Here is a 14763-nt window from a genome sequence, read left to right on the forward strand (position 1 = left end):
TGCCATGTATTTAGTGAACAATCTCACAAAAAAACCACCACAAAACCTTAATTTAAACACCCCAATTCCGTCTTGTATAGACAGCTACGTTCAAATTCGTGCGCAATACCATAAAACTTACATTGGAACGTTAAAGTACCGATTAGAGCGAATCAGCCGCTACTTTTCTTCTTATTTAATCAAAGATCTCACCACAAGCCCTTATGCTAGGGATAACATCAACTCTTTCATCACTCATCGTCTATCTAGTGTTAAGCCAGGTACTGTTCGGAAGGATGCCGCAGCTCTGCAAGCGATGCTCAATTGGCTTCGTCGGGATATCGGCTTACAAATCCCAGATATTTTTAAACAGATACGGTTACCAAAAGATTACGGTGTTCGCCAATTCATTCCCACCCATGAACAAGTCGAGGCAGTAGTCGCCAAATTACCCACAGAAGAGCTGCGCGACATTTGTATGCTTTTGAGTGAAACAGCCTGTCGCAGGAATGAAGTCCTGAAGCTTCGAAGGTGCGATGTGTACCTAGAACACCGCTACATACAGCTATGGAACACAAAGAATGGGGAAGACCGTAAGGTTCCGCTTTCTACTATGGCAATGGCGATACTCGGTAAAAGGATGGAGTTAACCACGGACAGAGCGCCAACATACCCTGTCTTTAGCGCATTACCTGAATACGTCAGCAAGAAGTTTCGAAAAGCAGCCGATGAAGAAGGGCTACATGAGTTTGTCTTGCATTCGCTCAGGCATTACAGGTTATCCAAACTTATAGAAGCAGGGCATGACAGTGTGCTGGTGTCCAAGGTTTCAGGTCACCGAGATCACCGGGTATTGAGTCGGTACGTAAAGTTGGATGCCGAAGCTCTGGCGGAGAAGCTTTTCGATTAGGGTGGCAGATAGCATTAGGGACAGTTTCAGAGTTCAAAATTTAGATAAATTTCTGATGCCAATATATAGATGTGGGGGGAGGGGGGATAACGGTTGGGTTCACCCCACCCCTCGTTGGTAGTAGAGTTACTCACGTCTTAATGCGGAGTTAGCTTATTGAATATACAGACAACTTGACGTAACTATCTGACTTTTTTATTGTTCCAATTCAACTTTAAAAAATTAATTGACTAGGATAATTCGTACATGGAAAGGCTTAAATCTTGGATTCTCATACCATTACTGGGTTTAGTTAATCTACTTATAGGTTACTTCATGACAAAGTTGTTGGATTCATTAGTTGGAGATAACGTCAGTAAATTAAGTCATATCCCTATCTCCTCAGTGCACTGGATCCGTTATGTCCCTGCAATTTTAGTTGGAATACTAGTTAGTATCCTGTTGTTCTACTTATGTAAAAATCTCAAGGCGGCGGTATATACCAAGTGCTTAACTTATATTGCGTCCTCGTTTGTTGTTATTGGTGTGTTCCTATCGGGAAGCTGGTACAAAGACCCTGTCTATACACTAATTTTGCCTGAGGATGATTACTATACGGCAGAGAAAACCAATTTTGTAAGCTCTAATGGAACAATTGTTGCCTGGTCTGACGAATGTAATCAATCTGGGCGTGTGATCTATTGTTATGTAAGTCTCAAGAACGTATCTGAGAAAGATCAAGAGGTTTCGGTAGATATAGGTAACACTTACATAGTGACGGGTGAAAAAGCTCATGTGAGAGTAGATAATCTTGGTAAGCTTGGTAATCAGGCACAAAGCGCCTTATACAGAAAGGTTACAGCCCCAAAGAACATGACTATTATATATGGTCTAAAATTTGAGCTTCCAGAGCCGACAGCGTTTGACATCATTCCAAACCTTCGCGTTAGTATGAAGATCGCAGGCTATCTAGATACTTTTTCCATGAGCAATAGACCAATTAAAAGCATTAGCGGTCATAAATAATCTAACTACTGTTTAGACTGATCAGCAAAGCTCGGCATTTTTATTATGCGTTGCTTTGAGCGTTCAAGATGCTTGTGGAAGTCTCTCTGTTTGATTTCCCTTTAACAGAACCGTAGATAATTAACTCCAAGGATGGTCAAATGAAAAGTAACCTCGAAGCATTGATCGATAGAGGTCGGGCACAAAAAGAACAAGAATTTTGTTGCGATGAGGTTACCGAATGTGACCTCTGTGGCTGTGATTTACAAACGCAGCGATTTTTAATTGATGGTTCAATGAAGCCCAGTGGGTTTTCACCATGGGCATATATGTGCGAGAGTTGCTTTGAAACTGAAGGCGCTGGAATTGGATGGGGAATTGGTCAGCTTTATGAAAAAACTTCTGATAAAAGGTGGTTATTAGTTGCAGGATTCTCACTGGAGGAAAGTGGTGCTAGTACAGATGCATCTGACGCAGAATATTCATTAGACGTTTGCGATATTCTAAGCGAATTAAAAAAAATGTATTCGCACTGGTTAAAACCGGACATAGTAAAGGTTCAAATTGTACAAGATATTGAAACGGTATGGTTGGTTATTGTTCAATGTGACCACCTATATGGTAATGAAAATGAACAAGTTATTAACCGTTTAGACCTTGAATTTATAATCGGAGATGATTCTGAAGCGATGTTTTCACCACAGAGCCCAGTTTTTGAAAACGCTAAAAAATTTGTAGGTGAGCTTTGTCCTTTCAGTTTAATCAATACTACTGATTTATTTCATGAAGATGCATGTAGGGAAATTGACGCGACGTTGAATCCATATTGGTCAAAGGCCTAACCAACACTATAAGACGGTTTCGCAACGCTCGGCGGTTTTCAGGTTCAAAAATCAAATAAATTCCCGACTCCGATATATTGAAGTGGGGAAGGGGGTGTTAGTGTTTGGTCCATTCCCCTGATTATTTATAACCCTTCTCGTCTTAAAAGTTCTTTTATGTCGTTGGACATCTCTATCTGGCGAGCATGGTATCGGTCAAACCGCTTTGTCTGTGCATGCATAAATGTTTCCATCTGTTGTTCTAATACTTGATTGAAGTGCTCGACTGCGGAGGTTAACTGTTGCTGTGATGCTTCTATTTCGATTTTAAATTGCTCACTGTCCATATAGGCTTCATGATGTGATGGCGAATTTGCTCCCACTGCGAACGGTGTGAATGGCATTGTCATAATTAAGATAGAAGTCGGTACTAGTCTGTTTGAATGTTCCATAGAGGTCTCCTAAAACGAGAAAACCCCGCCGGAGCGAGGTTTATTGGGTATGTAGAAAGCGAAGGAATCTTGCGAGAAACCGCTACTTTCCAATATAAAAATTATGTCGCAATCCAATAGGAAGTCCATTGGTCTACTCAGTGATTTAGAGTGTGGTCACAACAAAAGTGTTGAAAATGGCGCTTTCGTTCGGGTTTTAAAACTCGCTCATTTATGCATGGTTTATGCATTTATTATTCAGCCATATTTGGTGACTAATCACCGGAAAATAGACGTTTCGTTGGACATTTTAAAATGGGCGGACTCGATTGGTGCAGATTAGGGTTATTATGTTAAGTGTGGCTGTTTTTTGAACAATTTACGGAAGTGGGGAAGCATCCTCTGCTTCTTTCGCAATATCTGCAAGAATAAAGGCGAGTGGGTTTTCTTTACTGCCTGACAGTTCAACCTGTTGACTCGGATTCCAATTACTACGATTACGACATTTAAGCCAAAACTCCATCGCTCGAATATCGGGTGGTAACTCTTCCTGGAACTCGACCACTTGTCCGGAACTTAACACCTTTTGCTTTGTCACTGTTACACCCATTGCTCTATTAAATAGGCTGTATGCTACTTCTGCATCGGCTGCGAGCTTCCCACGCTTTCTTGCTTCAGCGAACTCTGGATACAGGCTGACCCAGTGGAAGATAGTGTCTCTGTGAACTTCAAAAAATTCCGCTAAGTCCTGGTCACGAGTCCCCATCAAACAGAGCTTGTATACTTGTACGGCATATTCCTGTTGGTATTTGTTGTTGTTCTGGTTTCCTGTGGGGGCAGCCATGGTTTCGTCCTTATATTAGATTATTCTAATTCTAACACTGTATGTTAGTTACTTCTAATGTATGTAGGAGTTAACCTAAGTAATAGTAATATTGAATCAATATAGAGGGGTTAGGTTATTGAATGGTCTACTAAAATGGACTTTCTCTTTTTCTTATAGTTTTTGTTCTTAACATTACTTGTTATCCCACTTTGACCAATAATACGTAATAGGCAACTTATCAACACCAAAACCCAAACCTTTGCTGTATAAAAGCCACGCTAAAAAATAGTCATTTAATATGCCTTAAGTCACATTTGCTATTTATTTTATAGTACATTGGTTCATATTTAATAAAAGTTGACCTACATTTTACGCATCATGACCATAAAAATATAAGGGATTATATGAATAAATCTTTGTTAGTTGGTGCCTCTGTTGTATTTCTAGCGTTAACTCCTAAAATCTCAGCGGCAAGTGATTATCTCGATAATTACAATGATATGTATTTTGGTATTGGAGGTTCTTTCCTCAACATCGATGTAGATGCAACCTACTACGATAGCGGTTCAGTTTTTTCTGGAAGTGGAAGTGCGGATGGCGCTGGAATGATAGGTGCGTTTGCTGGGTATCAGTTTAACCCGTGGATCTCTGGTGAAGTAAGGGGTTATTTCGGTGTAAGTGACGGTGACTTTGAAGGCATAGATGTTGAAGTTAGTAAGTTCTTTGCAATATACGCTAGACCAACACTACCGATTCACGAATACTTTTCTCTATATGGGTTATTTGGTTATGGTGTCGGGACATTGAAATCGCTTGGTGAAAGTGATTCAGAAAGCGACTTTACATATGGTGCAGGTATCGAAGTAGGAAAAGGTACCAACGTAAAACTACAAATCGAATACGCAGTCTTCCATGATGAAGATTACTCGTACCGCTATTCAGATACTGAACGACTGTCTTACAACATAAAAGTAAGCGGTGTAAATGCTAACCTAGTTTGGTATTTTTAGTTCATGAATCAAAGGTATCCCTTTGGGATGCCTTTACTTTCTGATACTGATATTAAGCCCCTAATATTGAAATCTACTCTAACTCCCCCAGATAGCATAAGCAAAAACGAAAAAATATCACTTATCAAATGCTCGTGGTTGATCTTTCTCTCAATTGTCTGTGCGTAACTACGTGATAATGATTCATATAATAAAAATAACGACTCAGCTCCGGCGTTTTCTCGTAAACAGGCACGACTCAATAAACGCGGTGTCGTCGCGGGTGAGGGTGTGATGCTTTCTGATGACCTTAACCTCAGAGTCAACCAAATCCGTAAGATCGCCCTCGGGCTTTCTAAGGGCTGGCTGAACCGAGTTAAGTTTAAGATTGCGCCAACGGAGCACAAACTTCCTGATGAAGTAGAGTGATCCAATAACTAGAATGATAGTGATGGGGAGCCAAGAGTATAACGGTAGATCGTGCATTTCCTTTGCTTCCTTGTCAGGTGAATCTTCTTCTTGTTAAAAAGTGGGAAAGGTGGTGTTTTCGACACCACCTTTTTAACTTATATAAATATAGGTATGTTTAGGTTGTAATATTTTTCATTACAGAAAAGTATTATTAACTACATTAACCTTTACCACCTTGCGCTAAGCCGCCCCTTTGAATAAAACATCGTTTATGGTAGGGGTTTGGGATAACTCCATGTAGGTTTTGGTGTTGTTAGGTTTACTCGCTACATAACCACACATTTCCATATTTGACTCAAATTCTGTTTTCGAATAAGGTTTGATGCCCGTTGTGACACACCAGTCTTTGTAAATACTGTAAGCAATCGACAACTTAAGTGGTGGAATAGAAGTGCCTCGCTTACGCTCCACAATTCCGTTCTCACCAGAATCATTTAACCAACCTTTTACACTATCTGTTTCAGCTACCCACTTTGCCAAGTACTGTTCATGTGCTGGCGATAAGTAAAGACTATGATTGGCGTTTTCTCCAGAATCTAAGTCATAGCCTTGCTGTAGGTAGTCCTCTACACCTTCAATAGCCCATGTCAAAATCGCAGGCAGCTCGTTTTTTACGATCTTCTCTAGCAGGAAAGGGTCGCGTTCAGATACAGGTTTAGTGTTATGGAAATGAATAATTGCCCAGCGACGATAAAACCCCTCGGTATGGTCTGTAGTTTTAGGGAAAAAGTTGCCATTGAACCAGTTCGTAACATTCGGTGTAAAATTGAACGATTTGCCATAAGGCTCACGTGCATTAATTGTGTCACCACCAATAATTGCTTTAAAAGCCGCACTAGTGATGGGAATGTCTTTATCCAACTCAGGGACAAGATTAAATCGTTTTCCTGCTAAGGTTGCCACCTTGTAATCCTTATCCATTTGCATAGGCGAGACCGTCGCAATAGCATCGCTGGACAATAGGCTCTCTAATACCTTAAGAACCAGTGATTTACCTGAACCACCTGCACCATGCAGTAATACAGCAGTCTGGTGTTTTGGCATCAATCCAAAAAGCGACAAACCGAACAGCATTCGTAACTGACGGATTTGTTCTTCAGGATGGCACCCTTCGAACGCATCATTTAGCATGCTCAGGAATAGCTCTGGCTTAATACCCTTTGGCGCGGGTTCAAAACTTAAGCCGTGACGAGAGCGCTGTAGTGGGCCGAATGGCAACTTTTCAATGCCATCGTCACCCACGCATAAAAAGCCTGAAGGTATCGTGATACCGCTAGGAGCTTCATCAAAGAATTCCTGTTCTTCTTGTAAATCATACGCAAAGCCAGCGATAGCCTTATAGTCTGACACGCGTTTACATTTATCTTGAGTGTTAAAACGTCTTGCAATTACATCACCAAGAAGACTTAGTTTCATACTTGTCCATAGACCAGTAGAATCGTTATAGGTCCAAACACATCCATAAGCAGCTACCATGTCAACTGTTGTGAAACTCTCGATAAGAGCGTGAGCGATGTCACCTTGGCTCAGTTGTACTGGCTGTTCTTTCGATTTTAGTTGCGCGATACTCTCCTTCATGTCTTGGAAAGGTACATTCGTCAGTTCTTTCAGCTGCTTCATCATTTTAACTTTGCGCAATGACTCTGCATCTTTGATGAAACTAATCGCCACGTTGTAAGCCTCAACGTCGTTCGAGTCTGTAGCTAAGCTTTCGATCGCTTGCTCAAAGGTTGTAATCGGGGCTTTAGGCATAACCAACGCTTTTTGCATAGCATCGTGAAGCGTCTCGACACCGTATTCTAGTGCATAGTCGTTCCAGTCCGTACCAGCAGAACTTTCCTCAAATACAGGCAAAGTGTACGGTAAACTCTCTTGTTCAAACAATTCTTGAGCGATGTCTTTGCCTTTGTTGCCTTTGTTGCCTTTACCTTCCTGCTCTTTCTGGCTGTCGTTATCAGCGGCGACAATTACCAGTGAATCAGGGTTTAGCTCTTTCACCTGTGGTGCTACTGCCTTGAGATTGCTAGCGTTGAAAGCACACACGACAGTATGGCCAGTTGCTGCATGAATGCTAGCCGCTGTCGCAAACCCTTCTGCAACGAAAACCTGTTCGTCGTTACCTTTAAAAGTAAACATGCCGCCTTTCGTTGTACCACCAGACATAAACATCTTGTCACCACGTTCGTTAATGGCTTGTAGGGTAAGAAGCTTGCCTTCTTTGTCATACACAGGAATTAAGAGAACGTTACGCATTACTTTTGTATTCTCTGGGTTATCGAAAAAGAGTGAGCATGGGATTGATTCAAGTTCGAAAACCCCATCGACTGGCAAGTCACCTTTTTTCTGGATGTACGCATGGCTGTTCTTGGCTGGTTTAGCATTATTTAGAACACTTTTTGCAAACAGTGCTCGCTCAAAGAGAACCTTCTCAATTTCAAGCTGGGCATGACGACAGTTTTCCTCGATCTCCAGCTTTTCTGCGAGGGATAAACGAGTATGGCCTTTTGATGACCAGGAAGTCTGCTCTAGTGAGCGAAAGCAGCCAAATTTGCCAGCAAGTGACCCGTTTTTGTTTGAAAACAGAACGTAGTATCCAGCCTTGTCGCCAGACTTACCGTTTGAACTGAAACGGTGAAGTTTTCCATCAGCAATAACCTGTTTTGGCGGCACTAAACCATGTTGAATAAGTACTTCGACAAATTTCGGAGTGTGCTCATGAATAATTTTCATTATTTTCACCAATATTAAGTGTTGATAAAATGTTTCTTTTTGTGTTCTGTCCGGACAAGAACCATTGGATTAAATATTAAAAATGTCGCCGAAGTAAATTTGTTTTTTACTTACATTATTTTAACATTGAAGCGAAAAGGTTATTGGAATTTAAGAGATTTTGACTGGTTATTAAATACGCTATCACAATATAATCACTCGATTAGCGGGTGGCTTTTTGTTGATTATTTGTTTTGTAATTGTTTGTATTTTGTATTTTTTGGTTCTTTTGTGAATTTAGGTTTTTGTGAAGGTCTTCAAGCTTCTTCACTGAGATAAATTTGACTGACATGCTGAATTAAACAGCTAGGTGTTACTACATGAGTGTGAACGATGGTTGAGTTTTCAGGCACAGTCCTGTACGATTCATCCCCCGTGACTGTGCTCACGGTAGAAAGCGCCCTTAGCTCAGCTGGATAGAGCACGTCCCTTCTAAGGATGTGGTCATAGGTTCGAATCCTATAGGGCGTGCCATTTATTCAAAAGCCCCGATAACTCGATGAGTTGTCGGGGCTTTGTCGTTTATACGGCTAAAAAGTAGCGCCGCCATCGACTCTTAAATCATGCATGGTGATATGTCCTGATTTGTCGCTGAGCAGAAACTCGATCGCATTGGTGATATCTTTGGTTTCGGCTATTTTATTCAGCGGGATGCCAATTCGGTGGGATTCCAGATTGCCGCGAATCGTTTCTTTTTCTCCGTAAGACTCATTCCACATTTGCTCCTGCATTGGAGTTCTGGTTGACCCCGGACTGACGATATTGCAGCGAATACCATGCTCAGCCAATTCTAGCCCCAAACACTGCATCCACATATGGAGCCCAGCTTTCGATGTGCAGTAAGCCGACATATTGCTTCTTGGAGTATCGGCTGCATTTGATCCGACAGCTACGATAGCGCCTCTTTTCCCGTTTTTAACTAATAGCTTAGCCATATGCTGGGTTAAAAGTAGAGTACCTTTTAGGTTTACATCCAATGTTTTACTGAGTGCGTCCAAAGGCAGTTCAAGAATGGGGGAGAGGTGTAAGGTACCTGCGCAGGTCGCAATATATTCTGGAATGAGTTTGTCATTTTCTAAACGTTGGCAGGCAGATTGGATAGATTCAGGACTTGCCAGATCAAATGGTAAAAGGGTGGTTCTGACCTGTTGTTCGTCAGGAATCGAACTCATCAAATTCATTAGCGTCTGTTCACTCACATCACAGGCAATCACTTGTGCGCCTTGTGCTAATAAACTTTTGGCGCATGCGAGACCAATTCCCTGACCAGCGCCAGTGACCAGGCATAACTTGCCATTGAATTCTGAACGGTTTTCATTCATCTAAACATCCTTTTCGTGATACAGATGGGTAACTTTAATTATGTAAATGATAATTATTTTTGTTATCGTTGTCATCTTGTTAACTAGGAAATGATTAGGTCATGAGGAAATTAAGTCGAAAAATAAAGCCATGGCTACTAAGTGTAGGGCTCGTGAGTTTAGTTGGATGTGAGTATTTACCTCACTCGGCTAAGGTTGATTTACCACCAAGAGAAGTGGCGCAAGTGGTTAAGCAAGCAAAGTACGCAGATGATGCCATTTTGCAGGCCTTTGACACGCATAACTTTGTCGCGATTGGAGATTATCACTGGAATGACGCGTTTATTCGTTATGCGACCGAGTTAGTCTCTAAGCCAGAGTTTTCCGAGCAGGTGAATCATATCGTCGTGGAGTTTGGTAACGCTAAATACCAATCGATTCTGGATGATTACCTTGCTGGAGGGGAAGTCAGTGAGAGCCAATTGAATACGATGCTAAGAGGTTCGTTGTACTTTATGGCTTGGATGCCAGATGTCTATCGAGACTTTTTCAAAGCCGTAAAGCAGCGCAACGAAGCTTTACCTGAGGGAAAGAAAATTCAAGTGCATCTGGCTGAAGCGCCTTTTGACTGGGATGCCTTGCAGGATGTTACAGTTTGGAAGAAAGCAGCGAAGAATAAGACCGATCATTTCTATCAAGTCGCGTCTGAACGAATCAAGAATAATGAAAAAGCATTGATGATTTTTGGTGCGTTTCATTTGGTTAATGCGCCAGCAGATTATGTAAAGAAAACACAGGAAACAGACTGGCCGCTGGCAACGCGTCTGCAGCAAGCCTTTCCTGACAGCACTTATTTGATTTGGCCGATGACTGACCCCAAGGTAGTAAAGACGTTTAGTTCACTGAAATCACCAGCCGTATTGGAAGTGGATCAGGGACCAATGCGGGATCTACGTTTGATCGATTTTTTGCCAAAAGCACGTTACAAACTGGCCGCAATGGACGATATGGATGCACAGGTTGGTGACCTGTTTGATGCCTTTCTTTATCTAGGCGAAAACCAGAGAACCATGGTTCTTCCTCGTGACGTAGTCGCAGATCGTGACTGGGTTGAAGAGATGCAGCGTCGAGTTGATATCATCGGCGGCAAAATGCAAGAGAGCTTTAATGAGCTTATTGAACGCAGTGATGAACAGTACGGTTTTACCAGCAAGGGGTAGTGTTCAACCCTGTTATCTATACAAGTAGTACCAACGCAAGCGGCTGAGTAGTGACATCATCAGCCGTTTTTGTTTCTCCTTATATCTCAATGATGGTTTCCGAACTCTTTTCATATGTTACCAAAATGGAACAAACCTCTAATTTGCAAATAATACGAATGATAATAGTTATTAAAAGCATTTGATCAAATGTAACAGTATGTGTACTCTTACATCGCAATTGAGAGGGATTCTCATTTGTGGTCCTATGTTTAATATAATTTGAGAGATGATTATGCTTCGTAACTCAATGGGGAGCAGTACTATGCTCACAGAGTTTCTTAACGCTCATTCGGATGATGCTTCGTTTTTCTTCAGTTCACCGACTGTGACGTTACTGACACAAGGCATTGCTGCAGAGTTTTCCCAAAAAATCAGGTTCTCAGAATTAGATTCTTGTATTAGTCAGCTACTCGAATCGGTCAAGGAAGATGAAAGCGACAACCCTATTGCGGTTGGTGTCATCCCGTTTTCTGAGCACAATCCTGTGCATTTTATTGTGCCTGAACGTCTATGTACGACATCACCGATTCGTCCGGACAAAGTGGCAACCGTGGATGGTTCTAACCAGTGCGTTCCGTCTTCGATAAAGCCAATTCCAGCTCCTGAAGAATACATGCGCAGTGTCGCTCAAGCAGCGAATGCCTGTTCCCGAAAAGAGTTTGATTTGGAGAAGGTTGTTCTTTCACGAACAATGCAAGTGGATACCGAACAAGAGATAGATCGGGCTCAATTTCTTAAAACGCTGCTAAAACAAAATCCGGGCGGTTATACCTTTTCAACCCGTTTAGGGGGCGAAGGTTGTGATACTTACTTAATGGGCTCGAGCCCTGAACTATTGGTCTCACGCAAAGGGCCGCATGTTTGCGCCAACCCATTGGCTGGTTCACGCAGACGCAGTGATAACGAAACGATGAACCAGCAACAAGGCGAACTGATGATGGAGAGCAGTAAAGATCTCCATGAACATGCAGTGGTTGTTGATGCAGTAGAAAAAGCACTTCAGCCTTGGTGCCACAATCTTTATGTTCCAATGGTACCGTCGGTTATTGAAACCAAAGCGATGCTGCACCTGTCGACCCGCATCGAAGGTACGATTTCGGATTCTGCCACCAGTGTGCTTAAGCTTGCCAGTGCACTTCATCCAACGCCGGCTGTGTGTGGTTATCCGACGGCTCAGGCCTACGATTTTATCGAAAAAGTTGAGCCTTTTGATCGTGGTTACTTTACTGGCCTGGTCGGCTGGGTGGATGCCCGCGGTAATGGTGAATGGGTCGTAGTGATTCGCTGCGCGGAAGTGGAAAAAAAGCGTCTGCGCGTTTACGCCGGGGCGGGAATTGTCAGTGGTTCTGAGCCACAAAGTGAGCTAGAAGAAACGGGCAACAAAATGCGTACCGTACTGAATGCAATTGGCATTGAAGTTCAGGACAACATGGAGGTTGTGGTGTGAAACTGCCAAGCATGAAAGCGTCTGGGTTTACACCTTGGCCAGAAGAGGCTGTACGCCAGTATCAGGAAGCTGGCTATTGGACGGAGCAAACTATACCGGAGATGCTTGAAGTCAGCGCTCGAACCTATCCCGAACAGATTGCACTTGTATCCGGTGACCAGCAATGGACTTACCAAGCGTTAGCCGTTCAGGTTGATGAACTGGCAGCAGGCTTCCAACAAACGCTGAAACTGAAGGCTGGCGATAAAGCCGTCTTGCACTTACCTAATATCGGCGCGTTTTACCTGAGCTTTTTTGCTCTATTGAAAATTGGTGTTCAGCCTGTATTAGCTTTACCGGCCCACCGATATTATGAGATTCGATACTTTTGTCACTTTACTGAGGCAAAAGCGTTAATTACTGCGCCACAAATGGGTGTCGATACCGCCGATATTGCGCAAAAAGTCGCGAATGAATTACCAACGTTGGAGACCATTGTCTGGGCTGGTGAGAACAGCTTAAAACCAACGGGTAGTATTGATTTGGAATCACTTTTCTTATCGCACGCGGCAACTGAGCCAATGCCGGAACAAGACTTTGCCTTCTTCCAGTTATCTGGTGGGACAACCGGCACGCCAAAGTTGATTCCGCGTACCCACACGGATTACCTCTACAGCGTTCAAGCCAGCAATGATGTTTGCGAGTTTTCACCTCAAACTCGCTATTTGTGTGTGTTACCTGCTGCGCATAACTTTCCGTTGAGCTCGCCGGGTGCTTTAGGGTGTTTTATGGCTGGTGGCATGGTGGTGTTGTCGCCGGATCCAAGTCCGCAAACTGCGTTTCAATTGATTGAAAAGCACCGTATTACTGTTGCTGCACTGGTGCCACCTTTGGCGTTGTTGTGGCTAGATGAAGCGCCTCGGACCCAATATGACATCAGCTCGTTACAAGTGCTTCAGGTCGGTGGTGCGCGCTTTAGTGAAGCGGCTGCGAGACGTGTCAAACCGACATTAAACTGCACGTTGCAACAGGTATTCGGTATGGCTGAAGGGCTGGTGAACTACACAAGGTTGGACGATCCAGACTCCGTCATTGTGTCCACGCAAGGTCGGCCGATGTCACCCGCTGATGAGATACTCGTTGTTAACGAAATGGGCGAACCTGTGCTTCAGGGTACGGCTGGCATGTTATGCGCACGAGGCCCGTACACGATTCGCGGCTACTACAACGCACCGGAGCACAATCAACGTTCCTTTATTGCGGGGGGCTATTACCGAACAGGCGATGTGGTGGTGTTAACCAAAGAAGGGAACTTACAAGTCGTCGGGCGCGATAAAGAACAGATCAACCGCGGCGGAGAGAAAATCGCAGCACAAGAGATCGAAAATCATTTGATGGTGCATGACGCCGTCCATGATGCGGCTGTTATCGCGATACCAGATGATTATCTGGGTGAGCGCAGTTGTGCCGCATTAGTTTGTCTTGAAGATAAACCAAAACCGATCGAAATAAAGCGCTTCCTGAGAAATCGAGGGTTGGCCGAATTTAAGATCCCAGATCGCGTCATTTTCGTCGATGTATTGCCGAAAACCCCTGTCGGAAAGATCAACAAGAACAAACTCCTTGAGTTGGTTTAACCCACTCAATCAAACCAGACTTTTATCTACAAATTTTAGGAGAAATGCCTCATGGCAATTCCAGCTATTGCGGGTTATCCGTTATCTAAAGCGATCCCCCAAAATCGCGTATCTTGGTCGGTAGATCCAGAGCGTGCCGTATTACTGATCCACGATATGCAGCAGTATTTTCTGAATTTTTACGATTTGGACAGCGAGCTGATTCAAACCTTGACGCAGAACATCCAACAGATCAAACAAGCCTGTATTGAAGCGGGCATTCCAGTGGTATATACCGCGCAACCTGGCGATCAGTGTCAGGACGATCGAGCATTACTGACGGACTTCTGGGGGCCGGGTCTAAAAGCCGATGACACTATTACGAGAATTCTGCCTGCTCTTGCGCCAACAGAGCAAGACATCGTTTATACCAAATGGCGCTACAGTGCTTTCCAGCGCACGCCGCTTAAATCCATGATGGATGAAACCGGGCGAGACCAGCTGATCATCGTTGGTGTATACGCGCATATTGGTTGTTTACAGACCGCTTCTGAAGCGTTCATGACCGACATTCAAGCCTTTATGGTTTCGGATGCGGTAGCGGACTTTTCTGAGAGCGAGCATGAAATGGCACTGAATTATGTCGCGGGCCGATGTGGTTATGTTTTGGACAAACAACAGCTGCTGAGCCAGGTGAGCGATATGCCAATTACTCACGAGATTCCTCAATCTGAGCAAGAGTTAGCTCTGCAACTGGCGACTTTGCTTGACGTTCCTGCTGAAGAAATCGAACCACAGGATAGCTTGCTTGATTTCGGTCTGGATTCGGTTCGAATTATGTCTCTGGTCGGTGACTGGCAACAGGCGGGGCTGGATTTAAGTTTTATGGAGCTTGCTGCTCAGCCTTGTTTGGCTCACTGGTGGCAATTGATTGAGAAGAAGCGCACCTAGTGCCTGGCAAGGACAAGTAGTAAAGGA

At 43.4% G+C, this 14763-nt stretch carries 13 protein-coding genes and 1 tRNA gene; 10 read left to right on the forward strand and 4 right to left on the reverse strand.

The features are described from left to right. Positions 1–4: 4 nt before the first annotated feature. The 3 genes from DBX26_RS04275 (at position 5) to DBX26_RS04285 (ending at position 2715) form a co-directional block, all read left to right on the forward strand. Positions 5–889, forward strand: a complete 885-nt coding sequence (locus DBX26_RS04275) for a site-specific integrase (RefSeq protein WP_118117945.1) — start codon at positions 5–7, stop codon at positions 887–889. A gap of 315 nt (positions 890–1204) precedes the next feature. Further along, on the forward strand, positions 1205–1894 hold the full coding sequence (locus tag DBX26_RS04280) for a hypothetical protein (protein WP_162889662.1): 690 nt from the start codon (positions 1205–1207) through the stop codon (positions 1892–1894). 140 nt (positions 1895–2034) lie between these two features. Beyond that, complete coding sequence (locus tag DBX26_RS04285; protein ID WP_118117949.1) at positions 2035–2715, forward strand: hypothetical protein; 681 nt, start codon at positions 2035–2037, stop codon at positions 2713–2715. 125 nt (positions 2716–2840) lie between these two features. Here DBX26_RS04285 and DBX26_RS04290 read toward each other — a convergent pair whose 3' ends face one another. Then, positions 2841–3146 carry a hypothetical protein gene (locus DBX26_RS04290; protein WP_118117951.1) on the reverse strand — a complete coding sequence of 102 codons (306 nt, stop codon included), beginning with the start codon at positions 3144–3146 and terminating at the stop codon, positions 2841–2843. A 358-nt stretch (positions 3147–3504) separates the two neighbouring features. Beyond that, positions 3505–3969, reverse strand: a complete 465-nt coding sequence (locus tag DBX26_RS04295; RefSeq protein WP_118117953.1) for a hypothetical protein — start codon at positions 3967–3969, stop codon at positions 3505–3507. Positions 3970–4355: 386 nt separating this feature from the next. Between DBX26_RS04295 and DBX26_RS04300 the strand changes: the two genes are divergently transcribed. Both DBX26_RS04300 and DBX26_RS25405 read left to right on the forward strand, forming a co-directional pair. Beyond that, positions 4356–4961, forward strand: a complete 606-nt coding sequence (locus DBX26_RS04300; RefSeq protein ID WP_118117955.1) for a porin family protein — start codon at positions 4356–4358, stop codon at positions 4959–4961. A 270-nt stretch (positions 4962–5231) separates the two neighbouring features. Beyond that, complete coding sequence (locus tag DBX26_RS25405; protein WP_162889663.1) at positions 5232–5369, forward strand: hypothetical protein; 138 nt, start codon at positions 5232–5234, stop codon at positions 5367–5369. A gap of 222 nt (positions 5370–5591) precedes the next feature. Here the strand turns inward: DBX26_RS25405 and DBX26_RS04310 are convergent, their stop codons facing one another. Then, positions 5592–8141 (reverse strand): phage/plasmid primase, P4 family, encoded by a 2550-nt coding sequence (locus DBX26_RS04310; protein WP_118117959.1) that lies wholly within the window; start codon positions 8139–8141, stop codon positions 5592–5594. Positions 8142–8577: 436 nt separating this feature from the next. Here DBX26_RS04310 and DBX26_RS04315 point away from each other — a divergent pair. Beyond that, positions 8578–8654: transfer RNA gene (locus tag DBX26_RS04315), tRNA-Arg, on the forward strand. Between the two features lie 56 nt (positions 8655–8710). On the opposite strand, the gene DBX26_RS04320 is transcribed toward DBX26_RS04315, so the two are convergent. Beyond that, positions 8711–9502 (reverse strand): 2,3-dihydro-2,3-dihydroxybenzoate dehydrogenase, encoded by a 792-nt coding sequence (locus DBX26_RS04320; RefSeq protein WP_118117961.1) that lies wholly within the window; start codon positions 9500–9502, stop codon positions 8711–8713. A gap of 101 nt (positions 9503–9603) precedes the next feature. Between DBX26_RS04320 and DBX26_RS04325 the strand changes: the two genes are divergently transcribed. The 4 genes from DBX26_RS04325 (at position 9604) to DBX26_RS04340 (ending at position 14736) form a co-directional block, all read left to right on the forward strand. Beyond that, the gene (locus DBX26_RS04325; RefSeq protein WP_118117963.1) at positions 9604–10701 is read left to right on the forward strand and encodes a hypothetical protein; all 1098 of its coding nucleotides are present in this window, start codon (positions 9604–9606) and stop codon (positions 10699–10701) included. Between the two features lie 304 nt (positions 10702–11005). Beyond that, a complete protein-coding gene (locus DBX26_RS04330; RefSeq protein WP_254063505.1) occupies positions 11006–12190 on the forward strand; it encodes an isochorismate synthase in 1185 nt (394 codons plus the stop codon). Positions 12191–12201: 11 nt separating this feature from the next. Then, positions 12202–13806 (forward strand): (2,3-dihydroxybenzoyl)adenylate synthase, encoded by a 1605-nt coding sequence (locus DBX26_RS04335; RefSeq protein ID WP_301951774.1) that lies wholly within the window; start codon positions 12202–12204, stop codon positions 13804–13806. Between the two features lie 51 nt (positions 13807–13857). Further along, positions 13858–14736 (forward strand): isochorismatase family protein, encoded by an 879-nt coding sequence (locus tag DBX26_RS04340; RefSeq protein ID WP_118117969.1) that lies wholly within the window; start codon positions 13858–13860, stop codon positions 14734–14736. Positions 14737–14763 lie beyond the last annotated feature (27 nt).

The sequence above is a fragment of the Vibrio sp. dhg genome (assembly GCF_003443775.1).
Classification (GTDB): domain Bacteria; phylum Pseudomonadota; class Gammaproteobacteria; order Enterobacterales; family Vibrionaceae; genus Vibrio; species Vibrio natriegens.